General features: G+C 68.4%; 26 protein-coding genes and 1 pseudogene. 21 read left to right on the top strand and 6 right to left on the bottom strand.

Annotated features, from left to right (window positions below):
• From AP234_RS33405 to AP234_RS33380, 6 genes are all read right to left on the bottom strand, one after another.
• A partial coding sequence (locus AP234_RS33405; protein ID WP_152990765.1) for an IS701 family transposase occupies positions 1 to 742 on the bottom strand: 742 nt, incomplete at its 3' end.
• A gap of 203 nt (positions 743 to 945) precedes the next feature.
• Positions 946 to 2,184, bottom strand: a complete 1,239-nt coding sequence (gene fxlM / locus AP234_RS33400; RefSeq protein ID WP_055483761.1) for a methyltransferase, FxLD system — start codon at positions 2,182 to 2,184, stop codon at positions 946 to 948.
• Between the two features lie 122 nt (positions 2,185 to 2,306).
• Positions 2,307 to 2,867 carry a hypothetical protein gene (locus tag AP234_RS33395; RefSeq protein ID WP_055483760.1) on the bottom strand — a complete coding sequence of 187 codons (561 nt, stop codon included), beginning with the start codon at positions 2,865 to 2,867 and terminating at the stop codon, positions 2,307 to 2,309.
• Positions 2,868 to 3,065: 198 nt separating this feature from the next.
• Positions 3,066 to 3,626 carry an NUDIX domain-containing protein gene (locus AP234_RS33390; protein ID WP_055483759.1) on the bottom strand — a complete coding sequence of 187 codons (561 nt, stop codon included), beginning with the start codon at positions 3,624 to 3,626 and terminating at the stop codon, positions 3,066 to 3,068.
• A 306-nt stretch (positions 3,627 to 3,932) separates the two neighbouring features.
• Positions 3,933 to 4,409: an SAM-dependent methyltransferase gene (locus AP234_RS33385; RefSeq protein ID WP_055483758.1), complete on the bottom strand. Its 477-nt coding sequence runs from the start codon at positions 4,407 to 4,409 to the stop codon at positions 3,933 to 3,935.
• Positions 4,410 to 4,440: 31 nt separating this feature from the next.
• Positions 4,441 to 5,823 (bottom strand): hypothetical protein, encoded by a 1,383-nt coding sequence (locus tag AP234_RS33380; protein WP_055483757.1) that lies wholly within the window; start codon positions 5,821 to 5,823, stop codon positions 4,441 to 4,443.
• A gap of 417 nt (positions 5,824 to 6,240) precedes the next feature.
• Here AP234_RS33380 and fxlM (AP234_RS33375) point away from each other — a divergent pair, with 417 nt between their 5' ends.
• The 21 genes and pseudogenes from fxlM (AP234_RS33375) to AP234_RS39755 all read left to right on the top strand — a co-directional run.
• Positions 6,241 to 7,485, top strand: a complete 1,245-nt coding sequence (fxlM, locus tag AP234_RS33375; RefSeq protein ID WP_055483756.1) for a methyltransferase, FxLD system — start codon at positions 6,241 to 6,243, stop codon at positions 7,483 to 7,485.
• A 68-nt stretch (positions 7,486 to 7,553) separates the two neighbouring features.
• Complete coding sequence (locus AP234_RS33370; RefSeq protein ID WP_055483755.1) at positions 7,554 to 7,751, top strand: FxLD family lanthipeptide; 198 nt, start codon at positions 7,554 to 7,556, stop codon at positions 7,749 to 7,751.
• A gap of 103 nt (positions 7,752 to 7,854) precedes the next feature.
• A complete protein-coding gene (locus AP234_RS33365) occupies positions 7,855 to 10,995 on the top strand; it encodes a lantibiotic dehydratase (protein WP_200926843.1) in 3,141 nt (1,046 codons plus the stop codon).
• Complete coding sequence (locus AP234_RS33360; protein ID WP_055483754.1) at positions 10,992 to 12,203, top strand: lanthionine synthetase C family protein; 1,212 nt, start codon at positions 10,992 to 10,994, stop codon at positions 12,201 to 12,203. The genes AP234_RS33365 and AP234_RS33360 overlap by 4 nt, the downstream gene beginning before the upstream one ends.
• Positions 12,185 to 13,165: a thiopeptide-type bacteriocin biosynthesis protein gene (locus AP234_RS33355; protein WP_055483762.1), complete on the top strand. Its 981-nt coding sequence runs from the start codon at positions 12,185 to 12,187 to the stop codon at positions 13,163 to 13,165. The genes AP234_RS33360 and AP234_RS33355 overlap by 19 nt, the downstream gene beginning before the upstream one ends.
• A gap of 2 nt (positions 13,166 to 13,167) precedes the next feature.
• On the top strand, positions 13,168 to 14,292 hold the full coding sequence (locus tag AP234_RS33350) for a hypothetical protein (protein WP_055483753.1): 1,125 nt from the start codon (positions 13,168 to 13,170) through the stop codon (positions 14,290 to 14,292).
• A 31-nt stretch (positions 14,293 to 14,323) separates the two neighbouring features.
• Entirely contained in the window at positions 14,324 to 14,665 is a 342-nt protein-coding gene (locus tag AP234_RS33345; RefSeq protein ID WP_055483752.1) for a hypothetical protein, read from the top strand.
• On the top strand, positions 14,662 to 14,922 hold the full coding sequence (locus tag AP234_RS33340; RefSeq protein WP_152990764.1) for a hypothetical protein: 261 nt from the start codon (positions 14,662 to 14,664) through the stop codon (positions 14,920 to 14,922). The genes AP234_RS33345 and AP234_RS33340 overlap by 4 nt, the downstream gene beginning before the upstream one ends.
• 326 nt (positions 14,923 to 15,248) lie before the next feature.
• The gene (locus AP234_RS33335; RefSeq protein WP_152990763.1) at positions 15,249 to 15,812 is read left to right on the top strand and encodes a hypothetical protein; all 564 of its coding nucleotides are present in this window, start codon (positions 15,249 to 15,251) and stop codon (positions 15,810 to 15,812) included.
• A 20-nt stretch (positions 15,813 to 15,832) separates the two neighbouring features.
• The gene (locus tag AP234_RS33330) at positions 15,833 to 16,654 is read left to right on the top strand and encodes a hypothetical protein (RefSeq protein ID WP_152990762.1); all 822 of its coding nucleotides are present in this window, start codon (positions 15,833 to 15,835) and stop codon (positions 16,652 to 16,654) included.
• A gap of 78 nt (positions 16,655 to 16,732) precedes the next feature.
• A complete protein-coding gene (locus AP234_RS33325) occupies positions 16,733 to 17,371 on the top strand; it encodes an SAF domain-containing protein (protein ID WP_055483748.1) in 639 nt (212 codons plus the stop codon).
• Positions 17,311 to 18,087, top strand: a complete 777-nt coding sequence (locus AP234_RS33320) for a hypothetical protein (protein WP_055483747.1) — start codon at positions 17,311 to 17,313, stop codon at positions 18,085 to 18,087. Before AP234_RS33325 ends, AP234_RS33320 begins: the two co-directional genes overlap by 61 nt.
• Positions 18,087 to 19,388 carry an ATPase, T2SS/T4P/T4SS family gene (locus tag AP234_RS33315; protein ID WP_055483746.1) on the top strand — a complete coding sequence of 434 codons (1,302 nt, stop codon included), beginning with the start codon at positions 18,087 to 18,089 and terminating at the stop codon, positions 19,386 to 19,388. Before AP234_RS33320 ends, AP234_RS33315 begins: the two co-directional genes overlap by 1 nt.
• A 20-nt stretch (positions 19,389 to 19,408) precedes the next feature.
• Positions 19,409 to 20,155 carry a type II secretion system F family protein gene (locus AP234_RS33310; protein ID WP_152990760.1) on the top strand — a complete coding sequence of 249 codons (747 nt, stop codon included), beginning with the start codon at positions 19,409 to 19,411 and terminating at the stop codon, positions 20,153 to 20,155.
• Positions 20,152 to 21,033 (top strand): type II secretion system F family protein, encoded by an 882-nt coding sequence (locus tag AP234_RS33305; RefSeq protein WP_055483744.1) that lies wholly within the window; start codon positions 20,152 to 20,154, stop codon positions 21,031 to 21,033. The genes AP234_RS33310 and AP234_RS33305 overlap by 4 nt, the downstream gene beginning before the upstream one ends.
• Positions 21,034 to 21,057: 24 nt before the next feature.
• Positions 21,058 to 21,270, top strand: coding sequence for a hypothetical protein (locus AP234_RS37530; RefSeq protein WP_055483743.1), 213 nt, complete (start codon positions 21,058 to 21,060; stop codon positions 21,268 to 21,270).
• Positions 21,218 to 21,637, top strand: a complete 420-nt coding sequence (locus tag AP234_RS33295; RefSeq protein ID WP_063843197.1) for a TadE family protein — start codon at positions 21,218 to 21,220, stop codon at positions 21,635 to 21,637. The genes AP234_RS37530 and AP234_RS33295 overlap by 53 nt, the downstream gene beginning before the upstream one ends.
• A gap of 92 nt (positions 21,638 to 21,729) precedes the next feature.
• Positions 21,730 to 22,131 carry a TadE/TadG family type IV pilus assembly protein gene (locus AP234_RS33290; RefSeq protein ID WP_055483741.1) on the top strand — a complete coding sequence of 134 codons (402 nt, stop codon included), beginning with the start codon at positions 21,730 to 21,732 and terminating at the stop codon, positions 22,129 to 22,131.
• Entirely contained in the window at positions 22,131 to 22,547 is a 417-nt protein-coding gene (locus AP234_RS33285) for a pilus assembly protein TadG-related protein (protein ID WP_055483740.1), read from the top strand. Before AP234_RS33290 ends, AP234_RS33285 begins: the two co-directional genes overlap by 1 nt.
• A 1-nt stretch (position 22,548) precedes the next feature.
• Positions 22,549 to 25,266, top strand: a complete 2,718-nt coding sequence (locus AP234_RS33280; RefSeq protein ID WP_055483739.1) for a LysM peptidoglycan-binding domain-containing protein — start codon at positions 22,549 to 22,551, stop codon at positions 25,264 to 25,266.
• 139 nt (positions 25,267 to 25,405) lie between these two features.
• Positions 25,406 to 25,569: pseudogene (locus tag AP234_RS39755) on the top strand (helix-turn-helix domain-containing protein); the annotation flags it as partial.
• Positions 25,570 to 25,597 lie beyond the last annotated feature (28 nt).

Here is a 25,597-nt window from a genome sequence, read left to right as displayed (position 1 = left end):
GCGCGGCGATCTGGGCGGCCTGCCAGTCGACGCCCTCGCACCGGACCCGGGCCGTGCCCGCGATCACGAGCACATACCCGGTCTGCCGCGCTTCCAGCAGTGCACGCAGGCGCGGGTCTTGGCCGTAGACCTCATCACCGGTCACCCAGGGCGCGTCGATCCCGGCGTCCAACGCCGCGGCGATCATCTGCGCGGCCAGGGCGGGTTTGGTGGCAAAGGCGATCTCGTCCGGGACACCCGCCGAACGGCAGCGGCCCTGGTCGGCCAGCCAGGAGCGCTCGGGCAGGTAAAGACGGCGATCGATCAATGCCCGCCCGCGTGGGGTGGCATAGGCCAAGAACACGCCGACCTGACTGTTTTCGATCCGGCCGGCCGTACCGGTGTACTGGCGTTGTACCCCGGCCGATCGGCAGCCCTTCTTGAGGAAGCCGGTCTCGTCGACGATCAGGACACCGTTGCCGCCGAGGTGTTCGCTCACGTAGCCGCGCACATCGTCGCGTACGGCTTCGGCGTCCCAGCGTGCGCTGCGCAGCAGGCGTTGCATGGTCTGCGGGCCGCTCAGCCCGGCGTGCTCGGCCAGGTTCCAGCAGTTCTTCCGCTCGACGTCCGACAGCAGGCCCCGGACGTAGGCATTCGCGGCGCGACGTGGCTCTACTCGGCCGAACCGGTGCGCGATCCGTGTCATCAGCTCGTTGAGGGTGACGATCCAGCGGTCAGGGTCTACGCTGTCGGCCACGGCCATCACGCGATCTTCAGATGTCTTCACAAACTCCGAATGATCACGTGATGGCCGTTCTCATGCCACCCCAACCGCGAAGATCGCGAAGTGTCACTGGAGTATTAGGCGGTGACGGAGCATTTCAAGCCGAGATCAACTCCGCCATCTATCGTTCACAGCCGCCAACTACAGATCACAGACACGCGGCTATCGCGGGGATCATCGGCTCAGCTCCTGCGCGGCCAGTCGACGACCAGACGGCTGTAGGTCTTGTCGATGACGAAACGCGGTTCGGTGGCCGTCAGTTGGTCGCGGGCGTCGCCGACGGCCATGCGGAATCCGGGTTGTGGGGCGGTGTTGCCCCAGCCGCGGTCCCATTCGCCGATCTCGGTGGCGACCTGGTCGGCGAGTTCGGCGGCGCGCCGGCCGTGGCCGATGACGCCGATCTCCCAGAACCTGCCCTGCTCGTCCTCACCTTCGCGGACGGTCAGATAGGCCAGGGTGGCGCCGTCGAGCGCGGCCATGGAGCCCCACCCGAAGTGCGGGGTGAAGCCGGGGCGGGACCCGGGCATGCGGGACAGTCCGTTGGGTAGCACGCAGGCCAGGTAGAGGTACAGCCACTGCCAGGGGTCTCCCTGGCGGAACTTCACGCCGGAGTAGATCTTGGCCTGCGGCTGGTCCAGGACGGTGCGCATCGCCTCGCGGTCGACGTCCTGCTCGCTGAAGGTTTCCAGGCGTACGTTTCCCTCCCCGGCGAGGGGCACGAGGGTGTAGATGTCGTCGCCGACGCCTTTGCGTAGGGGCACGAACGTCGCCATCTCGCACGAGACGGCCTTCCAGGTGTCGCCGTCGCGTTCGAAGGCGAAGGATCGCGAGATGCTGCCGCGGATCCGCATCGGGATGACCAGCCGTCCGCCAGGGGCGAGCTGGTCGAGGATCCTCGCCGGGATGTCGCCGGTGCCGACGGTGAACTGGATGCGGTCGAAGGGCGCGTGGTCGGGAAGGCCGGCGGCGCCATCGGCCAGCACGACGGTCACGTTCGACGCCCCGGCCTGCGCGAGGTTCTTTCGGGCGCCCTCGACGAGGTCCTGGTCGACATCCACGGTCCACACGTGGCCGCCGGGGGCCACGAGCCGGCCGAGCAGGCGGGCGTTGTAGCCGGTGGCGGCTCCGGCTTCCAGGATCGTGTGGCCGGGCTCGGCGCCCAGTTGCTCCAGCTGGGTGGCGATGATCGAGGGTGCGGAGATGCAGGAGATCATCTCGCCTGTCTCGTCGTGCTTGATGGGCACGGCGTCGTCGGCGTACGCGGTCTGAAGGTCGATGCCGGGCAGGAACCGGTGGCGTTCGGTGTTCCGGAAGGCGGCGATGGCTTCGGGGGTGCGCAAGTGGCCGCTGTCGATGAGGCGGGTCACGAGCGCTTCACGCAGCTCGGCGGGGCCGGTGGCCGGGGTCACGGCGGTCTCCATTCGGGTGAGAGTAGAGGCCAGGGAGGATGACCGGTAGGTAGACACGTCGGCTGCCTCCCTCCGTGGAAAGGCGGCCGGATCCCAGGAGATGACGGCTGCTCATTACCGCGCGGCCCGGCCCGTCAGCGAGGTTCATGGCCGGATGCGTCACCGATGATCTGTACTGCGAGATCGGCGGCCTGGGCCGGGGTGAGCGTGGTGGTGTCGATGATGTGCGCTTCCTCGGTAAGCCATTGGACGTAGGCCTCGTCGTAGCGGGGCAGGTTCTCCAGCCGGAAGTCGATTACCCGCTGTGATCGAACGGGGTCGTCCGGGAACATCAAATGGCCTGTGATGCGGTCGCGCACGGTGGCGGTGTCGGCGTGCAGGACGATGTGGCAGACGGCGATGCCGCGTTTGTCGAGCGCGGAGAAGATCTCGTGAGCGTAGTCCCTCCGGAGCAGGCTCATGGGGGCGATGAGCGTGCCGCCGGTGTAGGCGAGGATCTCGGCGGCCGTCGCGGCGACCAGGGGCCGCCAGGGCGGGAGGTCCTGGAAGTCCTTCTCTCGCCCGGGCAGGATCGTCCGGAGCATGAAACCGACTTCTTCCGGGTCGAAGAGCGTGCTGCCCGGGATTCGCGGTAGGAGTTCGTCGGCGACGGAGGTCTTGCCTCCGCCGAAGGGTCCGTTGAGAAAAACGATCATCGCGGCTCCTCGTGTGCTCATGGTGATGTCATCCGCGTCAGCATCGCAGGCGGGGAAGGACTGGCCGAGCTGAACTGCGACCGTCGATGGCGCCCCGCATTCGGTTCGACAAGGAGGTGAACAACGACCGCGGGTCCTCGGCCGGTGCGCACCGTGATCCGGTGCTGCTGCCGACCGGTAGCGTTCAATGGTGCCCGGTCAATCGATCCGGGCCGGTGCGCTGGCCGCTCGCGCGATGCGGTGCCCGACAAGGCGCTCGGCCACGGCGAGGGGGTACCAGCCAGCACCAGTCACCTCGGACTCCTGGATGCGTCCCACGTCCGCATGTGCTGTCTCGAAGGAGTACCCGATATCGAGGTGGTAGTGATCCGGTTCGTCCTTCTCCGGTCGTGTCGGGACCCTGCCGTACTCGATGTAGACGGGGGTCTGCGACGCTGGGAAGACCTTGCCGGGGTCAACACCGGTCTCCTCCGCCAGTTCGCGCACCGCCGCGTCGATCAGGGTGGTGTCGGTTGGCTCGAGGTGACCTCCGGGCTGCAATGTGATTCCGTACGCGCGGTGTTCGACAAGCAGGATCTCGGCGGCGTCGCGAACCAGCAGCGCACTGGCGGTCACGTGCATCGGGAAATTCCGCCGCGAGGCGAAATCCCTTCCCTGTGACAGCAGCCGCGCCGGCTCGGACAGCAGCGCGGCCTCGTCGGGGTAGTGCTCGAGGTAGGCGGAAAGCACGATCGAGATGTCCGAGTCACTGATCGCCACGGGGCGCCTCCACACCAGCCCGAGAGCGAAACTCTCCGTGTCCGACTGTCCGGATGCGAGCGACGAGCACTGACACGGTCAGCTCCTTCGAAAGCGCGTGGCGTACGAAAGGGTTCGGTCCTTACAGGTTGGGCCCGGTCGGTGCGCGCGTGCCACGCAGAGGAGACACACGGCAGGTACCCACACTCCGTCCACGGCGTGATCGAGACAGGGCCCGTCAGTCGCCGGAAAGGCTGCTCCGACCTTCGGGGTTGCCAAGCAGCACGAATGGACTCGGGTAGACGAATACTCTCAAAACGGCCTCTCTCAGGCCTGCGGGTCGGCCCAGTAGTCCTTGAGCATCTCGCCGGGCCAGTCGGGCTGGCGTACTTCGCCGCGGGGGCCCATTTCCTTGAAGTACGGCGCGAGGTCGTAGACGGGGCTGCCGTCGATGGCGTCCAGGTCGGTCACGTGGAGGTCCAGGCCGTCGACCTTCAACAGCCGGGGGAAGGACTGGGCGAGTTGGTTCGGGCGGCGGTGGTTGCGGTGGACGAAGGTGCCGGTGGCCGGCCACTTGGGGTTGTTGCGGGGGCTTCGGGCGTGCAGGGCGACGTCGTCGGGGGAGGCCTTGTGGAAGTGCCACACGACCAGCAGGTGGGAGAACTCCTCAAGGCCCTGGACGACCTCGGGAGGGAAGTCGGAGTTCAGGCGGATGATCGCCGTGCCGCTCCAGTGGTCGTCGGTGGGATCGGCGCGTCCGCCGACCACGACGCCGATGGGCTTGATCGTCAGAGATTGAGTCATGGTCGTCCTCGTCTCTTCGCCGTTGAGGTGATCAATGTACGCGGGCCAGGTAGGTGGCGGCCCGGGCGTCCAGCTCGGTGACGGCTGGGATCTTGCGGCGCCGGTAGGGGGAGAGCAGGGTGCGCATGTCGAGAGCCGCTTGCCGGCCCCGTCCGGAGGAGATGCCCTCCTCCAGCGCGTCCAGGGCGGTGCTCCAGGTGGCGCAGGCCTCTTCCACCCCGCCGTTCGCGATCTGCGTGGCGCCCAGGTATCCGAGCGTTACTACGTGCGTGCGCCGGAAGGCCTCTCCCCGGGTCCGTACGCTGCGCCTGAACTGGCTGATGGCTCCCCTGTGGTCGCCGCAGTCCCGCAACGTGCACGCGGTCTCGTGGGCGAGGGAGGCTTCGCCGAAGAAGAACGTGCGCTGCGGTTCCTCGATGCCCTCGCTAGCCGATGCGAGGTCGTCTTCGGCCTTGAGCAGGGCCTTGGCTGCGGACTGCTTGTCGCCGTTGGCGGCCAGGGCGCGGGCGTGGACGACGCCGAGCAGCGCCCGCTCGCGCGGGGTTGCCGAGGCGTAGCGCTGGCCCTGCATGGAAGCGGTGGACAGTTCAAGCCCCTGGGGGAAGAACCCGAGGTCGATGGCCTGATGCGCCATGGCACGCAGGATGTGACCGGCCAGCGGCGGGTTTCCGGCGCGTGCGGCCAACTTCAGGGCCAGGATGAGGTACCGCTGGGCCAAGGCGTGCTCGCCGTTGTCGAACCCCATCCACCCCGACAGGTAAGCCAGCTCCCCGGCGGCGGAGAACATGTCGCGCCGTACCTGCTCGTTCGGGAACGTCCCCTGCAGGAAGGCGGCGACGTCCGACTGCAGGTACTGCACCAGCGCCTTTCTGCCGTGGCCGCCGCCGCGCCGCTGGTCGATCCGGGAGAAGGCAGCGGTGAGCTCCTGGACGGCTACCACGTCACCGCGTCCGACGCGCTGGGGCTTGGCCGGCACGGACGGTTGCCCGGCCACGGTCTCCCACCAGGCTTGGCCGGGGAGTGCGAGGGCGGCAACTGAGTACACCACGCCACTCAGCAGGCTTCTGCGGTCCGCGTCCACGTCTGTTCTCCCCAGGTCGGTCAGCGTGGTCAATGGGTCGGTGTGCCACTCCAGCGCCTCCTCTGCCGGGGCGTGGGGCACTGTGAACCCGAGTTCCTCTGGCGTGACGGCACGCCTCAGGCGACGGGACAGCGCCTGGGACAAGATTACGGGTGCCGCGCCGGACGGTTTTGTCCCCGCGACCCACATGCTGACATGGGATCGACCAATATGCGCATAGTCGAGCAGGTTGTTCTCCTGGGCGATGCGGTTGAACGCGCTCGCCGCCTGCGCCCGTGACCAGCCCGCCTCGTGCAGGAGCGCGGCGAGCTGTTCATTTCGTTCGCGTGCCATGATGCGCCTCCGCGTGCCAAGTAGTTTTGGCAACTTTGACCCGATTTGCCCGACCCGCTCTGCGGCTGGGCCGGTCATCGCTTCGTGCAGGTCACCGTAGTCGCCAGCATCGGCGGTCTCCAGGCGAATAGCCAGAAGCTATTTCCCTGCCTGAGTGGCCGGACGTAACCGCTGGCGATCTTTGATCACTTTGACCACCTCGCAAGCCTTGATCTCATACCCAGCGCGCTTCGATTGCGGTTCTCTGGAGGCGTCCACCTACGAAGCCGGTTGAAAGGCGAGGGGCTGAGCTGTGCGGGACTCCATCGCGACATCGGTCCGCCCGCGTTGCCGGGCATAACCGGTGGCGGCCGAAAAGCTGACCGGGAAATCCGTCAGTTCAGCAATAACCGGCAGATAACAGACAGGGAGCGGCGCATGACCGAGACGGTAGACATGTCCGAAGACTCCGAGCGGGCGGTGGAGATCCGTAACGCCCTCACGGACAAGCTTCGCGCCGACGGCATGATCACCTCTGAGGTCGTGGAGCGGGCCTTCCGCACGGTGCCGCGGCATCTGTTCGTCCCGGCGGGCACGTCGTTGGAGGTGGCCTACAACGCGGATGATTCGGTGGCGACCAAGACCGACGAGCACGGTGTGATCATCTCCTCGGTCAGCGCGCCGTTTATCCAGGCCCGGATGATTGAGCAGGCGCGGCTCGGCCTGGGTATGAGCGTGCTGGAGATCGGATCTGGCGGCTACAACGCGGCGCTGCTGGCCGAGGTTGTCGGCCCGACCGGCCGCGTGGTCAGCGTGGACATCGACCCGGAGGTGACGGAGCGGGCCCGCGCTCTGCTGGAGTCGACAGGGTACGGGGACGCGGTCATGGTCGTGCTGGGCGACGCCGAGCAGGGGGTGCCCGAGGCCGGGCCGTTCGACGCGATCATCGTGACGGTCGGGGCATGGGACATCCCACCGGCTTGGCTGCAACAGTTGGACGACAGCGGGACCCTCGTCGTGCCGCTGCGGATGAACGGCATAAGCCGTTCGATCGCCTTCCGCCGCGAGGCGGACCACCTGGTGAGCACCTCCGCGGAGGTGTGCGGGTTCGTCGCGATGCAGGGCGAGGGCGAGCATGCTGAGCGGGTCTTCCTGCTGCCCGACGCCCACGGCCGGGCCGTCAAGCTGCGGTTCGATGACGGGGCGCCGGAGGATCCGAGCCTGCTGGACGGGGTGCTGGCGACCGGGCGGACCGAGGCGTGGTCCGGCGTCACGATCAAAAGCGGGGTGTCGTTCGCCGACCTGCACCTGTGGTTCGCCAGCTTCCTGCCGGGTTTTTGCAAGCTGGCCGTGGACGAGGGGACCGACCTGGCCGACGAGCGCGGCACCTGGTTCCCGTTCGGGGTCGTGCGTGGTGACTCCTTCGCCTACCTGGCCGTGCGCCCGGCACTGGAGGGCGCGGGCGTGGAGTTCGGAGCGCGCGCCTACGGGACGCACGGTATCGAGGCCGCGACCGCGATGGTCGAGCAGATCCAGGCGTGGGACCGCCAAGCCCGCGGCGGCCCGGCCCCAACGTTCGCCTTCTGGCCGTCCGGCAGCGACCACACCCACCTTCCCCCAGGCACGGCGGTCTTCCCCAAGACCCACGGCCTGGCCACAACCTCCTGGCCCGCGCTGGGCTAAGCGCCACGCGGCCTGCGCGGGCCAGGTGCACCACCCTCACACCCACCCGAACAAAGGAGAGTGATCCGATGGCTCCATCGCTGACCCTCGACGCCCCCGAGACCCTGAACGTGGGGGACGTCACGGCGGATGAGGAGTTCGAGCTGGACATGCGCGTGGTGGAGGCCACCACCCCACTCGTGATCATGATGTGCGACACCAGTGACGGGTGTGGCAACAGCTGTAGCACCAGCGCGTGCGCCACCAGTTCCAACGACCCGGCCTGAACCAGCCGGCCTGAACGAGTCGGCCCAATCCCGTGCCGCCGGCGTCCGTGCCCTGCCGTGGACGCCGGCGGCACGGTCCCCTCACCCCGAGGAGGCGGATCACGTGAGCATTCCCCCGCGCTATCGGCACACCGGCCTGGTGATGGTACGTGCGACGACCGACCCGGGCGACCTGGACGTGCCAGCGCACCTTGACCCGTCCGATCCGGCCGCGATCGAGCGCGAAGGCCGGGCCTGGCTTGCGAAGGCATGGTCCCGTGATGATGTCCGGGAGGCGCTGGCCATGGCCAGCCCCGTCCTCGCGGCGCGCATCGACGACATCCTCGGCCCCGCTGACACCGACCTGCCCGCCACCAGCCTGCCTGCCACGGGTCAGTTGCGCCGCGTGGTCGTGTCGATGGCCTCCTACCTGCTGCGCTGGCAGCGGCGCGCCACCCCGTTCGGGCTGTTCGCCGGGGTGACCACGGCCGGTGTCGGGCCCGCCATGGCGAAGATCGGCACCGGGCATCGCGCGCTGGTGCGCGCGGATGCCGAATGGCTCACGATGCTGATCGATCAGCTTGAACGGCACCCGGAGCTGCGCCCCCGGCTGATGGTGGTGGCCGACAACGCGGGGGTCGTGCGGGACGGGCGCTTCATCGTGGCCGCCCGGCCAGCGCTGGGGGGCCGGGCTCCCGGGCCTCTGCGGGAGATCTCGGTACGGCACAGCCGGCCGGTGCGGTTCGCGCTGGCCGCTGCCGCGTCGCCGATCCGGTTCGGGGTGCTGGCCGCCCAGTTGAGCGCCCGTTTCCCTGCCGCCGCGCCGGAGACGATCCACACTCTGCTGCACGCTCTGGTCGACCAGGGCATCTTGATCACCAGCCTGCGTCCGCCTATGACGGCTGTCGACGGGCTGACCCACCTGATCGGCGCGCTCCACGCGGCGGACGGACACCGGATACCCGAGATCGCGACGCTGTTGCGCCGCCTTGAGGAGATCGGCGAGCAACTCGCCCGCCACAACAGCGAGGCCGACCCACGGCAGGCCGCGGCGATCCGTACCTCGGTGGCCGCGCGGATGACCGCACTCGCCCCCGGGACCGGGCACGTGCTGGCCACCGACGTACGGCTTGACGGCCGGATCGACATTCCCGAGCGGGTGCTCCAGGAGACCGCGCTTGCCGCCGGCGTGCTGCTGCGCCTGACCACGCAACCTTTCGGTTCCGTGGCCTGGATGGACTACCACCAGCGGTTCCGCGCCCGGTGCGGCACCGGCACCCTGGTGCCAGTCCGGGAACTGGTCGCCGACTCCGGGCTCGGCTACCCCGGCGGCTATCTCGGTGCGCCGCGCGCCCGGCCCGCCTGGCGGATGCTGACCCAGCGCGACGCCGCCCTGCTGGCGCTGATCCAGAAGGCCGTTTTGGACCGGGCGGAGGAGATCGAGCTGACCGAGGCCGACATCCAGGCGCTGACCGTGGGCGAGCACGCCGACATCGTGCCGCCGCAGCGCGTCGAGCTCGGCGTCACGCTGCACGCCAGCTCAATCGAGGCGATCGACCGCGGCGAGTTCGAGCTGCGGGTCACCGCCACGCCCCGCGCGCACACCAGCATGGCCGGCCGTTTCGCCTACCTGCTCGGCGACACCGACCGCGCCCGGCTGGCCGCGACCTACACCACTGCCGGCCATGACGGCGCCGAAGACGGCGGCGAGGACGCCGTGGTGGTGCAGCTGTCGTTTCCGCCTCGCCGCCCGCACAACGAGAATGTGGTACGCGTCCCGCGGCTCGTCCCCGACGTGCTGTCCCTGTCGGAGCACCCTGCTGCGGGGTCTGAACATCCTGGCACCAGTGTGATCAGCGTGGATGACCTGGCGGTCACCGCCGACGCCGAGCAGATGTATCTGGTTCAGCGCTCCACCGGCCGGAGGGTGATTCCTCGGATCCCGCACGCGTTGGACACGTCCATCCAGAGCCCGCCGCTGGCACGGTTCCTCGCCGAGGTCGCCGACGCGCGCAGCGCGGTCTTCGGACCCTTTGATCTCGGGGCCGCCCGTACCTTGCCGTACATCCCGCGCATCCGTTACCGCCGTACGGTGCTGGCCCCTGCCCGCTGGATCCTCACCCTGGATGACCTCCCGAGCACCGCAGGCAGCGCTGAGTGGGATGCGGGGCTGGGGTCCTGGCGGCAGCGGTGGCGGGTGCCAGCGCGGGTCGTGCTGTGTGAGGGGGAGCTGCGCCTGCCGCTCGACCTGGACCAGCAACTGGACCGTACCCTGCTGCGGACGCGGCTGGAGCGAGGCGGACGGATCGAACTGCACGAAGACGGCGTGCCGGAGGGCCAGGGGTGGATCGGCCGCCCGGCCGAGCTGCTGATCCCGATGACCGCGATCACTCCGCCGTCGCGCCGGCTCCCGGTGACCGCACCACCGGGCGATGTCCTTCGACCGGGCGGTTCGGCCATGATGTACGCACAGCTGGTCGGCAACCCCGCGCGGTTCGACGAGATCCTGACCCGCCACCTGCCCACTTTCGTCGGCGACCTCGCCGGCATGGTCGAGCGCTGGTGGATACGACGGCATCGCGACCTGATCCGGCTCGAAGCCGATCAGCACCTCGCCGTATTCCTGCGCCTTACCGCTGTGGAACAGTACGGGCCCGTCGCGGCACGCCTGGCAGCCTTCGCCGCCAGACTCCAAGTCTGCGGTCTGCCCGCGCAGATCAGCTTGGCTTCCTACCCGGAGCATTCCGCCCGGTACGGCGAGGGCCCGGCGCTGATGCTGGTCGAGCAGGTGTTCGCCGCCGACACCAAAGCGGCCATCGCACAGCTCACGATGGCCGAGTCCACCGGGCTTCCCGCCCAGGCCCTGGCCGCCGTGTCGATGACGCAACTGGCCGCATCGTTCGCCCCGAGCGCGGAGTCCGGATGCCGGGCGCTGCTCGGGTGCCTGAAACAGGAGACCGGGACGCTGGATCGCACCCTTCGTGACCACGCGCTCCACCTGGCCGACCCCGCCGGTGACTTCCACGCGCTGCGCTCCCTGCCGGGCGGCGAGGCGGTGGCCGCCGCATGGCAAGCCCGGGATATCGCCCTGGCCGCCTACCACCGAGCACTCGCCGAGCAGCGTGACCCCGTCACGGTGCTGCCCGCTCTGCTGCACGAGCACCACGTACGGGCCCTCGGCGTCGACCCGGCCTTCGAGAAGACGACCGGCCGCCTCGCCCGCGCGACGGCGCTACGCCGCCTGGCTCTGGCAGGCGCCCTGTGAGCACCAGCACGGCGACGCTCACCATTGAGGACGCCACCCGCCAGTCCCTGGCCACGGGTACGGCCGGGACCGCGCTCCTCCACATCGAGAAAGCCCTGACCGGCTCGACGGACTGGGTGATCGCGCACGCGCACGTCCGGCAGGCGGTGGCCGGGCCGATCGACGCCGGCGCGCACGCCGGGCTGTACTACGGGGCACCGGCCATAGGTTTCATGCTGCACGCCGCCAGCTCGGGCGGATGTTCCCGCTACCGCTCGGCCGCCACAGCCCTGGACGCATCCGTGCTACGGCTCGCCCGTCGGCGAGTGGCCTTGGCGACGGCCCGGATGGAGCGCGGTGAGAGCGCCACTTTCGGCGAATATGACCTGTTCTACGGACTGACAGGCATCGGCGCCCTGCTGCTGCACCGCATGCCCGGCAGCGACACGCTCGCCGACATCCTGCGCTACCTGATCTGCCTGACCCGCCCGCGTCATGACGACGGGATTGACTTGCCCGGATGGTGGGTGGCGCACGACCCGGACCCGATCCTGCCGACCCCCGGCGGGCACGCCAATTTCGGGATCGCGCACGGCGCGGCGGGACTGCTCGCCCTGCTCGCTCTGGCCGCCTCACGTGGCTGCCTGATCGACGCCCAGCACGAGGCGATCGAAGACCTGTGCGCATGGTTCGACCGCTGGCAGCAGGACTCATCCGTCGGGCCGTGGTGGCCGCAGTGGGTCACCTGTGAGGAACTGCGTACCGGCCGACTGGCCTGCACCAGCCCTGGCTGGCCGTCCTGGTGCTACGGCGCGGTCGGGATCGCCCGCGCCCTGCAACTCGCGGGCATCGCCACCGGTGACCCGCGGCGACGGATGGCCGCGGAGGACGCCATGGCCGCCTGCCTGACCGACCAGCAGCTCGACCGGATCACCGAGGCGGGACTATGCCACGGAATGGCCGGGGTGTATCAGACCGCCTACCGCGCCGCCCAAGACGCGCACAACCCCGCCATCGGGCAGCGGCTCCTCGCGGTAGCCGAAGCGCTGACCCGGCACGCCGCGGCCCAGCACCGCAAGACAGGCCAGCACAGCAAGACGGCCCAGGACCGCAGAGCCGGCCAGAGCGGACTGCTGACCGGAGACGCCGGGGTGGCGCTGGCACTGGAAACCATGCGGCAATCCAAGCCGCCACGCTCGGGATGGGACGCATGCCTGCTGATCACCTGACCACTGCCTCTTGTCCGGCCTCGCCGTACCAGTTCGCCTCCGCCGTGCTCGCCGTACTCGCCGGCTCCGACCTTGAGACCACCGCTGCCGACAGCGGCATGGACCCCGCCGACCTCCACGACGCCCTGCAGGCGTATCAAGCCGCGGGGCTCGCCGCGCTGGAACAGCGCGCGGAGCAGCAGTGGTACCAGGTGCGCGTCCAGTTCCCCGACTGGGACACCGCCGAGGCGGACGCCGCCGCGCGGCTCGGGCCGCGACTGGACCAGCTCGAAGCCAACGGAGCCGTGACCGGCTGGTGGTTCCTGCGCAAGCACCCATGCTGGCGGCTGCGCCTACGCGCAGCGGACACCGCGGCAGTGGACCACGTACTGGACGAGCTGACCGCAGCCGGGGTGCTCTCCCGATGGTGGCCGACGGTATACGAGCCGGAGACCACAGCCTTCGGCGGACCCGTCGGGATGCACGCCGTCCACGAGTTGTTCTGCGCCGACAGCCGCGGCGTCTTCGACTACGCGCGTCGAGACGCCCCGGGCCTCGGCCGCCGCGAACTGTCCCTCCTGCTGATCAACGCCCTCCTGTACGCGGCGAGATTGGACGGATTCGAACGCGGCGACGTCTTCGATCGAGTGACCCACCTGCGTCCCGCACCCTCCGACGCCGATGCCGCGCGCATCGACACGCTGACGGCGAACGTGCGCACCCTGCTGGCCGTACCCGCGCAGCCGGGCAGCGCGCTGTTCGCACCCGACGGGCCGGCCGCGTTCGCCGCACCCTGGCTCGCCGCGTTCACCGCCACCGGCCGACTACTCGGCCAGGCGGCGGCACAGGGCAGGCTTGAGCGCGGTCTGCGCGCCATCCTCACCCACGTCCTGATCTTCCACTGGAACCGGCTCGGCCTGTTGGCCACCACCCAGGCGATCCTCGCCCGCGCAGCCGGCACAGCCCTCCTGCCTCGGAGCTGACCATGGACACCATCACGCTGAACGCTGCCGTGCGCCGCTTCCCGCTCCTCGGCCGCCCTCGGCCCGCCTGTCTGTCCCTCCCCGAACGGATCACCGAGATCGCCGAGATCGCCCACACCGCCGAGTGCCAAGGCTCCGAGGGCATGGCCGAAGCCGCGCACGCTCTGAACAAGGCCGCGCTGCTGGCCAGCGACTGCGGCATGGCCGACTACGCCCGCGACCTGTGCTGGCGGCACATCGACGTCTACCGCACGGCCGGAGCACCTCTCACCGTGCTCCAGGCCAGGTACATGCTCGAACCCGTCATCAACCTCGCCCGGCTCCAGATCCGCGCCGACGCAGGACAGCAGGCCCTACGGCTGCTCGGCGCGGTGTACCAGGCCGTCACCGCTGGAACCGATCTGCTCGTCGACGGGCGCACGCTGCCGCTGACCAACCTCATCGGCACCCGGCAGGAGCACCACAAACTCCGCGAGTGGGTCTGGCTGCAATATCTCGGGGATGGGATTCGCGCCCTGACCCTCGCCAGCCGATGGGATGACGCGGTCGCTCACGCTACGGCGCACAAGGGGATCGGCCTGCACCTCATGGAGGGACGGCAAGCCGCGATCATCGCCCCCCTACTCCATGGAGAACTGCCGCTGGCCCGGGCGGTCCTCGCGGACAGCACACCCACCCAACCGTGGGAGCGACAGGTCGCCTCCTGCCTGAACGTGATGTGCGCCGACCCGAACAGCGCATCGGCGGGTCAGGGAATCGCAGCGGCGATCCAATGCTTCGCCGAGCACACGCCGATGGTCGGCTACGCGGTCTTCCGGGTACGGCTCGGGCTCACCGTGGCCACCCTCGCCAGTGCCACCGAACCGAACGCGGCTGCCCACGTGCTCGCCCAGGTCGCCGCTGAAGCCATCGAGGCAGGCGACGGATACGCCGCTCGCGACGTGCTCGGCTACCGCAGCACGCTGACAGGACTGACGGGTGAGCACCGCGAGGCGCTGTCCGTGCTGGTGTCCGGCTCTGGTCTGGGTTCCAGGACGCTGCCGGAGCCCCTGCTTGATTCGCTGGAGAACTCGGTGAAGGTCGCCGAAGAGGCGCTGGCTGCTTCGACCTGCCCCGAGCGGGCTTGATCTCTTCATTAGCGGATGGAGGAAGTGCGGCATGGGTGAGCAGAGGAACACGCTGTTGGGCGTGGGGGTGCGCAGTGGGCTGGAAGCGGAGTACCAGGCGCGCGCAGGAGTGGTCTACGTCCGCGATCCAGATGACGAGGAGCGGGCGGCGGTACGGGTGAGCATGGCGCGGTGGAGTCGCTTCCTCGCCTCTGTCAAAGCGGACCAGTTCGTCCCGCAGCAGGAGGGTGACGAGGTCACGATTGCGATCGGCGACCTGTCGCATACCGGGGTCGTGCAGCGCCTGAGTTTCGTGACGACCAGCCGACACGCCTGGGAGATCTTCGTCAAGGCCGTGAAGAGTAGTGAGTTCGATCACCTGGGCGCCCAATGAGCCTGAGAGAACTGTTGGATGCGGTGTCGGACGGTGATGACGTACCGGAACTGACAGCCGATCACCTGCTGGACATGTGTCAGACGCTCGTGTGCCTGCAGGAGGCTGTCGCCGAGGTGGCGGTGCGTGAGAGTCGGCGTCCGCAAGGGCTGGTCAGGGCTGATGGACGGCTGACCCGCACGGGGGTGGACACCGCGCTTACGGTGCTGGGTCTGCCGCTGGTCTCGGATGAGGAGTGGTGGGAGATCGGCGGTTAGTCGTCGCCCGGAGACCTTGAATTGATTATGCGGTGTGAGGTGCCCCGACACCGCCGCATATAGACGGCTCGATCGGGATTGGGTCCGTACAGCGGTGGGGTGCTGCTCATGATGATCGGGAAAGCGGCATTTTAGATATGACTGGGTGATATGGCATCGAGTAAGCGTTAAATCTCTTTGAATCTGTTTTCGCCACCAGGGCAGACCTTGGTGGCTACTTCAGTGTGTCCTGCGGGTTAGTTTTCTCTGCTGGCCTCTCTGAAATTCGCCATCTATCCTGTAACTCTGCGCAATGGTTTGATTGCTTTTGGTAAAGGGTGCTGGTAGTGGCGGTGATCCGGCTATGTTCCAAACGGCTCGCGCTGATCGTGCTCGCGCTGTCGGCTTCGGCTTGCGGGGCGAACGAGGGTGCACTGCCGAAGTCCTCTCCCTCTGTCGCGACGACCGTCTCGCCCCCGCAGCCGGCCCCTACGCCTACTGGAATGGCGGCGAAGGAGGCACTGGTCGCTGCGTACAAGGGCCTTTACTCTGCAGGCCAGCACGCTGAGCGCATTCCTGACGGGCAGCGCAAGTCGATCATTTCCCCGTACGTGACCGAACCTCTCCTGAGCAGAATGCTCCGCGGCATCGTCGCTCTCCGGGCCAGCGGGAGATTCACCTGGGGGATGCCGGTGTTCCACCCGTTCGGCGTGAAGGTCAAGGGGCAGAAGGCCACGCTGCACGACTGCCAGGACAACCGGAATACCGGGCAGATGGACGAGAAGACCTCGAAGCGGGTCCTTCACGGGAGTGAGAACACGCATCTCGTCGCGACACTGCACTTGGTTGACGGCGCGTGGAAGGTCTCGACGCTTGAGCATGTGAGGGAGCCGTGTTCGGTCGGAGCCTGATTGCGAGTGTGCTGCCCGCCGTGACGGTGTTCACGCCCTCGCCACCGTTGGACAATGTCGGGGTTCAGACGTCGCCTTGGGGCTATGTCCTGACAGCTGACAAAGATCCGAGTTCTGGCCAGCAGGTCATCAGTGGGAGTGCGGCTCGTCGCGGGTCAGGTGTGACCTGCTCCTACACCCCCTGGCATGCCGACGGTACGGAGAACGGCGGCCTGGAATGGGTCGATCCGGCCTCGAGCCCGAGCGGCGTATCCAGGGGCAAGGGCGCCTATTACCTGGTGGACTGTTCCGACGGCTTCCGCGATGTCCGCTGGATTCGCGATCGTGCGCTGGCAGCTGCACAGATGACGCCCGAAGAATTGGCCCGGCAGGCGTGGGCGATGATTCCGGTACACGAGCCGAAGGTTCTCACTGCTCCGCCGCGCGGCTCCAACGGTCTTGTCGGCTTGGATGAGTGGGTCTACCTGGCCCAGGGGGAGTGGAGCCCGAAGCGCAAGCGGGTGGAGACGGCCGGTGCCTGGGCGGAGGCGACCGCGCGCCCCCAGAAGATGACCGTCGATCCGGGTGACGGCCGCAAGCCTGTCTCATGTGACGGGCCCGGCAGGCCGTACAACCCGAGGCTCCCCGCGAACCGTCAGAAACCGACGTGCTCGGTGAACTACCTCCAGCCGTCGTTCCGCAGCCAAGGCCAGGGGAATGCCTACCGGATCACCGTGACCGTCACGTGGAGCGGCACGTGGACCGGGTCGGGCGGGACCGGGGGCACGTTGCCGTCGATCGTCCGATCGACCTCGTTCCCCCTCCGCGTCGCGGAAGCTCAGGCACTCATCACCAAGGACTAACGCATGCTCCAGCGATCGTTAAGGGCTACGAACAGCCCGCCGCCCGCGCGGCCCGTACCGGGCAAGCGTCGCCCAGCCATGGCTGTCGTCGGTGTCCTGGCGGTCGTGCTGAGTGCGGTCACAGTGCTGCAGCTGTATCAGCTGGCTGCGCATCGCACGCAGGTCCTGGTCATGGCCCGTGACGTGCCGATCGGCCAGGTCATCGAAGCCCAAGACCTGACGAGTCTCGCGGTCGGCGTGATGCCGGGGCTGCAGTGGACCCGCGCGCAGGATCGGGACGGCGTCATCGGCAAGCGGGCCACCGCCGACCTCAGAGCCGGCACGCTTCTCGCGCCCTCCCAGTTCGGCACGGTCGTCACCCCCGACGACGGGCAGCAGATCGTGCCGATCGCGCTCAAGGCGTCCCAGCTCCCCGTGCGCGGGCTCAAGCCCGGTGACCGGATCGTCGCGGCAGCCGTACCGGAGGAGGGGCGGCAGGGCGTTGAGTATCGCGCGCTGGTCGACAGGGTCGGGCATCCCGACGTCGACGGGACCGTGGTCGTGGACCTGTTGATGCCGGCCACGACGGGTACGGCTCTGGCCCGGCTGGCGGCGGAGGGGAAGATCGCGATGGTCCTCGGGACGAGGGTGCGCCACGCTGCCATCGCCTCACCGGAATGTCCACCCGCATCGGCATCGCAGACCGGCAGCTCCACCCCGACAGGGGCGCCATGCTGAACGTGATCTGCTCAGGTGGACATTCCGCCGGTTCGACCACCAGCTCGCTCGCGCTCTTCCTGGAGTGGCCGCGCCCGGTGCTGCTCGCCGAGGCCGACCCCGGGGGCGGCACCATCCTGTCCGGCTATCTCGCCGGGACGCCGCGCGACCGCGGTCTGGCCGAGTGGGGCCTGAAGATCCGCAGGGGAGTCCCCGCGGCCGAGGCGCTGCCCAACCAGCTCTACGCCATCCAGGAGGGGAAGCTGATTCTCCCTGGTCTGGCCGAGCCGAAGCAGGCCGAAGCCTTCCAGCCGCTCTGGCCGGAGATCGCGGGCTGCCTGGCCTCCCTCGAAGAAGACGTGATCGTGGACCTGGGCCAGGTAGGGCGGCCAGACACCCCGGAGCCCCTGCTGCTCCGAGCTGATCGGGTGTTCGTCGCCACCCGGCCGACCCTGGTCCACCTGCACGCCACGACCTCCGTCATCCGCGATCTGAAGGAACTGCGAGGGCATCTACCGGATCCCGAACTGATCGTCGTCGGGGATGGCCAGTACCAGCTCAAGGAGATCGCCGAGACACTCGGCGCCACGGTCGCGGCCTGGCTTCCGTACGACAAGTGGTCCGTCCCGGCGCTCGCGTACGGCATCGGGCAGGTCCGGCCGCTGTCGCCGCTGATGCGCAGTGCTCGAGCGCTCGCCGCCGCCCTCGCCGAGCAGGGTGGGCAGGTGACGGCGTGATGGACGACCACGACTTCCGCCGTGCCGTACGGGAACTGCAGCAGCAGGTCAACAGAGCTCTCGATGAGTCGGGCGTGACCGGGCCGGAGGCGACCCTGCAGTACGGCAAGGCCGCCATTACCAACGTGGTCCGCGCGTACGCGGACAACCTCGTCCTGCTCGGCAGGCCCGCCCCCACCCTGGACGAGGAGGAAGCTCTCAAGAAGGCCATCGAGAACCGGATCTTCTACCTAGGCGACCTGCAGCCGCTCGTGGACGACCCCCACGTCGAGAACATCGACGTCAACCGGTGGGACATCGTCTGGGTGACCTACAACGACGGCCGCAAGGCGCTCGGCCCGCCAGCCGCCGACAGCGAGGAAGAGCTGATCGAGAACGTCCGCCGCTGGGGCATCTACCAGGGGCAGAACGCCCGCGACTTCTCCACGGCCCGGCCGATCCTGCACAAGGCGCTGTCCAATACCGTTCGGCTCGCCGCCGCCACCGGCATCACCCCGAACACGGCGTTCTCCATCCGCAAGCACGGCATGCTCGACGCCACGATGTCGGATCTGGCCGCCCGAGGAACCATGTCCTGGCCCGTCCGGCACTTCCTGCGCGCGGTGATGAACGTCCCGATGAACGTGATCATCGCGGGGGCGATGAACTCCGGCAAGTCCACACTGGTCCGTGCCCTGGCCGGGGACATCGACCCGTATGAGCGGATCATCACGGTCGAGAACGAGCGCGAACTTTTCCTGCACCTGATGCCCGACCGGCACCACGACGTGCTCAGCTTCGAGGCCCGCGCCGCCAACTCCGAAGGCGAAGGCGCGGTCACCATGCGTCAGCTGATCGACGACGCGTTCCGTTTCAATGGACGCCGCATCCTGGTCGGCGAGGTCAGAAGCGACGAACTGGTCCCCATGCTGGTCGCGATGAACTCCGGCGGTCGCGGCTCGATCTGCACCATGCACGCCGACTCCGCCGAGGAGATCTTCCCCCGGATGGAGATCCTCGCCGGGACGATGCCCGCCGACGCGCTGTTCCGCCTGGTCGGCAAAGCGGTCGACTTCATCGTCTACCTCCGCCACGAGGTGAGCCATGACCCTGACGACCCGGTTAACGCCCGGTACATCTCGGAGATCTTCGAGGTCCTGCCGCCGACCGATTCGGTCGTCCCGGCCGTCAACCGGGTCTTCGTACCGGGACCGGAGGGACGGGCCGTCCCCAACGTCGTGCCCCAGTGCATGGACAGGCTGGTCAAGGCGGGCTTCGATCCCACCATGTTCATCCCGAGAGCGGGTGCGGTATGGAACTGATCGCCGCACTTGCCGGAGGCGTGTTTACTTCCGGGATCATCCTGCTCGCCGCCGGCCTGCAACGGGTCCCGGTACGGCAGTCCCGCCGCCCACGACGTCACTTAAATCTCCCGACCGTCCCCCTCGCGTTAGCTGTGGGGGCGGCGGTCGTCGTGTTCTGGCTGACCGGATGGCCGGTAGCCGCCTTCTCCGCTGGCGCGGCTGTACTGCTCCTGCCTCGGGTCCTGTCCGGCCGCGAGGCCGCGCGCAGGATCGCCCGGCTGGAGGCCATCGAAGAGGCCCTGGCCATCAGCGCCCGCAACGCCCCCGAGCCGATCGCCGCCGAGGTCAGCGCGCTCGCCCGCCGCCTGGCGCTGCGCGTCCCGGCCGACACCGCCCTGCGCGCCTTCGCCGACGAACTCGACGACCTGGTCGGCGACATGGCCGCCGCCTCCCTGATCCTCGCCGCCGAATCCCGGGGACGCGGCCTGCGGGAGGTGCTCCAGGGACTCGCCCGGACCATCAGCATGGACGTCTCCGCTCAACGCGAGGTTGAAGCCGAACGCTCCCGGCACCGCACCACCGCCCGCTGGGTCATCGGAGCGCTCCTGGGATACACCGCCTTCGCCCTGCTCAACCAGGAGTACGTGGCACCGTTCGGCACCGGCTTCGGGCAGCTCGTCCTCGCCGCGGTCGCCGGACTATATGCCGTGACGTTCTGGTGGATCCACCGCCTCGGCAGCGCCCCGGAGGCGGACCGCTTCCTGAACGAGGAGGCCACCGGGTGACCTGGGTGATCCTCGCGGCCGGGGGCACGATGGGCCTCGGGCTCTTCCTGATCCTGCTCGCCGTACGGCCCAGCCCACCCGAGCTGGCCGCCTCGCTGGCGCGCCTCCAACCTGGCGGCGGCCCCGTTGAGGTCTACAGTCTGCGCGATCGCGTCCGACGCTCTGCTGTCGGGATGTTGGGCTCCTCCTGGCTGGGCAACCATGCCACCGCTGCCGATCTGGCCATCGTCGGCCGGAGCCGGGAAACCCATCTCGGCCGCAAGGCGCTGCTTATGGCGACCGGCCTGTGCGGACCGGCGATTCTGTGGACGTACGGCTGGCTGCTCGGTGTCACCTTCCCCGCGATCCTGTTGTGGGCGGCTTCGGCCATCTTCGGCGCCGTGATGTTCACCGCGCCCGAGCTGTCGCTACGGGTAGAGGCCGCCAACGCCCGGCGGCGTTTCCGCCGAGCCCTGGTCTGCTATCTGGACCTGGTCGCCCTGTGCCGGCTGGCGGGTCGCGGGCCCGCCGACGCGCTGGACTCCGCCGCCCGGGTGGGAAAAGGCCGGACGTTCAAACGGCTCGCAGCTGCGCTCGACCCGGCCTTCCGCGGTACCGGATCCGCCTGGGACGAGCTCGCCCGCCTGTCGCAGGAGATCGCCGTTCCCGAACTGGCCGAGGTCGCCGCGATCGCCCGGATGGCCGGCACCGAGGGGGCCAGCATCCTCGACACCCTCAAAGCCAAGGCGGCCAGTCTGCGCGAGAGCGAGCTGGCCGCGCTGCTCGCGAGGGCCAAGAGCCGTACCGAGACCATGACCGTTCCCATGTCTCTGACCATCGTCGGGTTCATGGTCTTGCTGGGCTACCCGGCCCTGGCCCGGATGACCGGCGGTGGTTGACCGCATGAGAAAGGGGTTCTTCGCATGCTGCGCACGTACGGCCGTCTGTTGGCGCTCGGCGCCTGGATCAATGACAACGTCCCGCTCCTGCGGTGGTTCCGTGCACGACGGGGGGACGACGCCGGCGAGGGGCCGCTGGGGTTCATCGTCGTCGCCGCGGCGATATTCCTGCTGGCCATCGCCGTTGCCGCGAAGATCACGCAGGTCGTCAACGAGTACCTGGCGAAGATCAAGTGATCGCGGGTCGGCACCTCTGGAGGCAGCCATCCTCTATCCGATCGTCCTCACCCTGATCCTGCTCATGGTCAACACCGCGCTGTGGTTCCACGCCCGTGGTGTCGCGCTCGCCGCCGCGCAGGAGGGCGTGCGCGTCGCTCGGGCGTACGGATCCAATCTCTCGGCGGGCACGGTTGTTGCCGAGCGGTTCGCTCGGAAGGTCGGCGGGTCGCTCCTGGTCTCACCGCAGGCGAGCGTCGGCCGCAGGGGCGACACGGTGTCGGTGACCGTACAGGGCGAGGCACTCGCGTTGGTGCCGCTACTCAAGCTGAGGGTCTCCCAGGTCGCCCACGCCCCGATCGAGCAATGGTCGACGCCCGGCCAATGAGCGCTTCCATACGAAATCAACGCGGTCGCGTCAGCCGCTCCCGGTGGGGACGTAGGCGTGCGCTGGGCAGAGCCGCCGCCGAGCGTGGATCGATGACGCTGGAACTGGCCATCCTCGCGCCCGTGCTCACCCTAACGCTCGTGGCGATGATCGCAGCCGGCCGGATCGTGATCGCCCACGGCTCGGTGGAGGCAGCGGCACGGGACGCTGCCCGCCAGGCGTCCATCTCACGCGACGCCGCCTCGGCTCGTAAGGCGGCTCTGTCGAGCGCACGAGCGGCACTCGCCCGCGAAGGGCTGCAGTGCACCCCGACCGTCTCAGTGGACACCGGTGGGTTCTTTGCTCCGCTGGGGAGAGCGGCCACGGTATCCGCCACGGTCACCTGTGACGTACGGCTCAGCGACCTCGCCATGCCGGGAATCCCCGGCTCCAGGACTCTGACCAGCCACTTCACGAGCAGCCTCGACCAGTACCGCGCCAGAGGAGACCGGTGATGCCCGACCGCGACAGGGGATCGATATCGGCGTTCGTCGTGGTGCTTATGCTGGCCGCCCTGATCTGCCTTGGGCTGGTCGTGGACGGCGGGCAGAAGATCCGCGCCTACCGGGAGGCGTACGCGGTCGCGGAGGAGGCAGCACGAGCGGGGGCCGGTGTCGTCGACGTCGACCGCGCCTACGCCCAGGGCGGCCGATTCGAAATCGACACGTCACAGGCGCTTGCCGCGGCACGCGCCTACCTCGCCTCGTCGGGCAACCGGGGCAGCGTCGCGATGACGGGCGGGCGGACGCTGCGGGTCACGGTGAAGGTGTCCCGGCCGACCGCGCTGCTGTCACTGATCGGGGTGGGCGACGTCACGGCCACGGCGAATGCCTCGGCCCGGATGCTCCAGGGAATTGAGCAGGGAGAGTAAATTGCACAGCCGTCGCCCGATCGCCGCCGCTCTGACCTCGGCGCTGGTGCTGGCAGCGCTGATCGCCGGGCCACCCGTGATTCTCCTCGGGTTCCTCGACCCTCCGCATATCCCCACCCGGGCGGAGCTGGCCTCCCCGGGCGATCCGGTATTAGTCGTGAACGCGTTGCTGGCCACGGCTTGGTTGTGCTGGCTGATGTTCACCTGGTCGGTGCTCGCCGAGGTAGTGCAACGCCTGAGAAACGCGCCCGAGCGTGCTGCGATCCGGACGCCGTTCCAGCGGCTCGCCGCCCACCTGATCACCACGATCGCGATCTCGGCGGTCGCCCCGGCACCACAGGCCTTCGCCGCCACATCCACCGTCGCCGCCGCCCCGGCGGACGCTCCGACGAGCGCGAAGGAGGACGCTACGGCGAAGGCGGAAGCCGGCCAGCAGCACAAGACGTATCGGGTCAAGCCGCACGACACCCTCTGGGAGATCGCCAAAAGGCATCTGGGTGACCCTATGCGGTACCGGGAGATCGTGAAACTCAACGAAGGCCGGGTGATGACAGACGGGACCACCTTCACCTCCGAGGGCTGGATCCGGCCCGGCTGGCTGATCCGGATGCCGACCGACGCCACTGAACTGGAACCAAAACACCCGCAGAAGCCGACCGCACCAGAGGCTGACGACGAACCGGTCCACGTCGTACGACAAGGGGACAGCCTGTGGAACATCGCTGAGCGACACCTGCGGAACGGCAAACGCTACGGAGAGATCTTCAAGCTCAACAAAGGACGACCCCAACCGGACGGACGACGGCTTACCGACCCCGGCCAGATCGAAACCGGATGGCACCTGCGACTACCGGGCCGAGTGCCATCCTCACCACCGGAACCTCCGCCTACCGCCGAGCCCGTCAAAGTTCTGAAGTCCGTTCCCGATGCTGAAACCCAGGGGAGTGCGACACCACGGGTCACACAGACTCCGGCGGGCCTGCCCGCGCCCGCCGTTCCCGGCGTGAGCATCGCCCTGCCCGGCGGCGGCATGGTCGGGCTGTCGTTCGCCGCGGGCATCGCCATCGCCTTGGCCGCCGCTCGAGTACGGCAGCGTGTCCGGCGACGGGTACCGGAGGCGACGGAGGCCGTGCAGGTCGTACCCGTGCCGAAGCCGGAACCCGCCGTACAGGCGGCTGAGGAGGCGTACCGGAAAGCCAACGAGCCGGTTGCGGATGACTACGACCTGGTCAAGGACTCCTTCACCACCGAGCCCCCTGCCACATTGGATGTCGGCGTACGCGCAGGCGAGAACGTGACCATGGACCTGCCCGGGCTGAACCTCTGCCTGACCGGGCCCGGCGCCGAGGACGTCGCACGAGCACTGTTCGTCGCCCTCATCGCCCAAGCCGAAGCGCAACGGGTTGAGCTCGTCGCACCGCGGGATGACGCGATCAAGCTCTTCGGGGATGACCTGGAGACGCTGGCCCTTCACCTCCCGGGGCTGACCCTCACACCTACCTTCGACGACGCGGTAACGCACCTCGCCAGCGAACGCATCAACCGCGCCGAGCTCCTACAGGACGCCGAAGCCAACGACGTGACCGAACTACGTGAAAACAGGCCGGACGAGCTGATCCCGGCCCTGGTAATGGTCGGCCAACTGACCGAACGGGATCCGTCGTACCTTGAGTCGTTCCTGGAGGACGCTCCCCGTTTCGGGATCGGAGCAGTGCTACTCGGCGATCGACTCCCAGGAGCCAGGTGCGAGGTCGGAGCGGACTTTCGAGCCTCCGCCGAAGGCGACTTGGACGGTGTGGACCTGTTCCGTCTTCCACAGCAGGAGGCAATCACCTTCCTCCGCCGAATCGCCATCCAACACGGTCACAAGGACCCGGCCACTGAGGCCACAGGGGAGGCCGCCGAAGTCCCGGAGGTTGAGGCACCCGAGGTTGAGGTTCCCGAGGTCCAGAGCGCCTTGAACACCGCCCGCTTCCGGCTGCTCCTGCTCGGCGAAGTGCGCCTTGAGATCGACGGCGAACCCATCGACATACCAACCGCCAAGGGATTGGAGATGCTCGTACTCCTCGCGGTCCACCCCGCAGGCCAAACGAAGGAAGAGATCTGCGCCATACTCTGGCCCGACGTCGAACAACCCCAGGCAGGATATCGATTCCACGCCGCGCTCAGCGACCTGCGCAAGCGGCTATGGGCCGCCTCCGGATCGAACCGAAAGCTGACGAGCTTCATCGGGGCCGAAAACGGGACGTACCGTATCGACCGCGAGCATGTCTGGATCGACCTGTGGGAGTTCCATGCTGCTCTCGCCGACGCCCGAAAAGCCACCGACTCGGAGACCAAGGCCAGCGCGTTGGACCGGGCCGCCGAGGTATGCCGAGGACACCTTGCCGACGGAGCGCCGTATCTCTGGATCGATCTCGACCACAGAGATCCTCTCACCCTCGCCTCCGTACGGGCGCTCCTCCAACTCGGAGGAATCCACGAGAAGGCCGGCAGACCCAAGCGGTCCCTGGAAGTCATGGAACAGGCACTGGCGCTCGACCCCATCAACGAAGCCGCCGCCGTAGCCGTCATCCGCCTGCTCACGGGACTCGGCCGCCGGGACGAAGCACGCCTGCGCGCTCAGCACCTTACAGCTCACCTCGCCAGCCTCGACCTCGAACCAACTCCCGAAACCCAAGCGACCTTGAGACAGCTTCATAGCCATCTCAGAGGCTGACCATGGTCAGGCTCCTTCTTGGTCCTCCTGCTCACCATGGTGTGCTTCACGATGACCTTTGCTATCGATCAGGAAGGGCTAGCGTTACGTAACGTCCAGGTCTAGGTACTTTGCGTCCGGTTTGCCGTACAACCAGCTCATGAGGTACCCCGACGGAGGCGGGCTGTCGGCTCAGGTACGGGCGAAACGCGAGCAGGTCCGCTTCGCCGCCGCCGACATGTTCGCCGAAGGGCTCACCCCGCCCAGGTAGCCCGCCTGCTGCGCGTCACCCGCAAATCGGCCTGTGAATGGCACCGCGCCTGGTAGGAAGGCGGCAAGCAGGCGCTGGCCT

The sequence above is a fragment of the Sphaerimonospora mesophila genome (assembly GCF_001417795.1).
GTDB lineage: Bacteria > Actinomycetota > Actinomycetes > Streptosporangiales > Streptosporangiaceae > Sphaerimonospora > Sphaerimonospora mesophila.
This window is presented reverse-complemented; position numbering and strand designations above follow the sequence as displayed.

What these genes read in the sequence shown, in the direction of transcription:
- fxlM (WP_055483761.1), bottom strand. Translation starts at nt 2,184, where the DNA reads ATGGAGACCGCCGTGACCCCGGCCACCGGCCCCGCCGAGCTGCGTGAA.
- AP234_RS33395 (WP_055483760.1), bottom strand. Translation starts at nt 2,867, where the DNA reads ATGATCGTTTTTCTCAACGGACCCTTCGGCGGAGGCAAGACCTCCGTC.
- AP234_RS33385 (WP_055483758.1), bottom strand. Translation starts at nt 4,409, where the DNA reads ATGACTCAATCTCTGACGATCAAGCCCATCGGCGTCGTGGTCGGCGGA.
- AP234_RS33380 (WP_055483757.1), bottom strand. Translation starts at nt 5,823, where the DNA reads ATGGCACGCGAACGAAATGAACAGCTCGCCGCGCTCCTGCACGAGGCG.
- fxlM (WP_055483756.1), top strand. Translation starts at nt 6,241, where the DNA reads ATGACCGAGACGGTAGACATGTCCGAAGACTCCGAGCGGGCGGTGGAG.
- AP234_RS33370 (WP_055483755.1), top strand. Translation starts at nt 7,554, where the DNA reads ATGGCTCCATCGCTGACCCTCGACGCCCCCGAGACCCTGAACGTGGGG.
- AP234_RS33355 (WP_055483762.1), top strand. Translation starts at nt 12,185, where the DNA reads ATGCCTGCTGATCACCTGACCACTGCCTCTTGTCCGGCCTCGCCGTAC.
- AP234_RS33350 (WP_055483753.1), top strand. Translation starts at nt 13,168, where the DNA reads ATGGACACCATCACGCTGAACGCTGCCGTGCGCCGCTTCCCGCTCCTC.
- AP234_RS33345 (WP_055483752.1), top strand. Translation starts at nt 14,324, where the DNA reads ATGGGTGAGCAGAGGAACACGCTGTTGGGCGTGGGGGTGCGCAGTGGG.
- AP234_RS33340 (WP_152990764.1), top strand. Translation starts at nt 14,662, where the DNA reads ATGAGCCTGAGAGAACTGTTGGATGCGGTGTCGGACGGTGATGACGTA.
- AP234_RS33325 (WP_055483748.1), top strand. Translation starts at nt 16,733, where the DNA reads ATGGCTGTCGTCGGTGTCCTGGCGGTCGTGCTGAGTGCGGTCACAGTG.
- AP234_RS33320 (WP_055483747.1), top strand. Translation starts at nt 17,311, where the DNA reads ATGTCCACCCGCATCGGCATCGCAGACCGGCAGCTCCACCCCGACAGG.
- AP234_RS33315 (WP_055483746.1), top strand. Translation starts at nt 18,087, where the DNA reads ATGGACGACCACGACTTCCGCCGTGCCGTACGGGAACTGCAGCAGCAG.
- AP234_RS37530 (WP_055483743.1), top strand. Translation starts at nt 21,058, where the DNA reads ATGCTGCGCACGTACGGCCGTCTGTTGGCGCTCGGCGCCTGGATCAAT.
- AP234_RS33290 (WP_055483741.1), top strand. Translation starts at nt 21,730, where the DNA reads ATGACGCTGGAACTGGCCATCCTCGCGCCCGTGCTCACCCTAACGCTC.
- AP234_RS33285 (WP_055483740.1), top strand. Translation starts at nt 22,131, where the DNA reads ATGCCCGACCGCGACAGGGGATCGATATCGGCGTTCGTCGTGGTGCTT.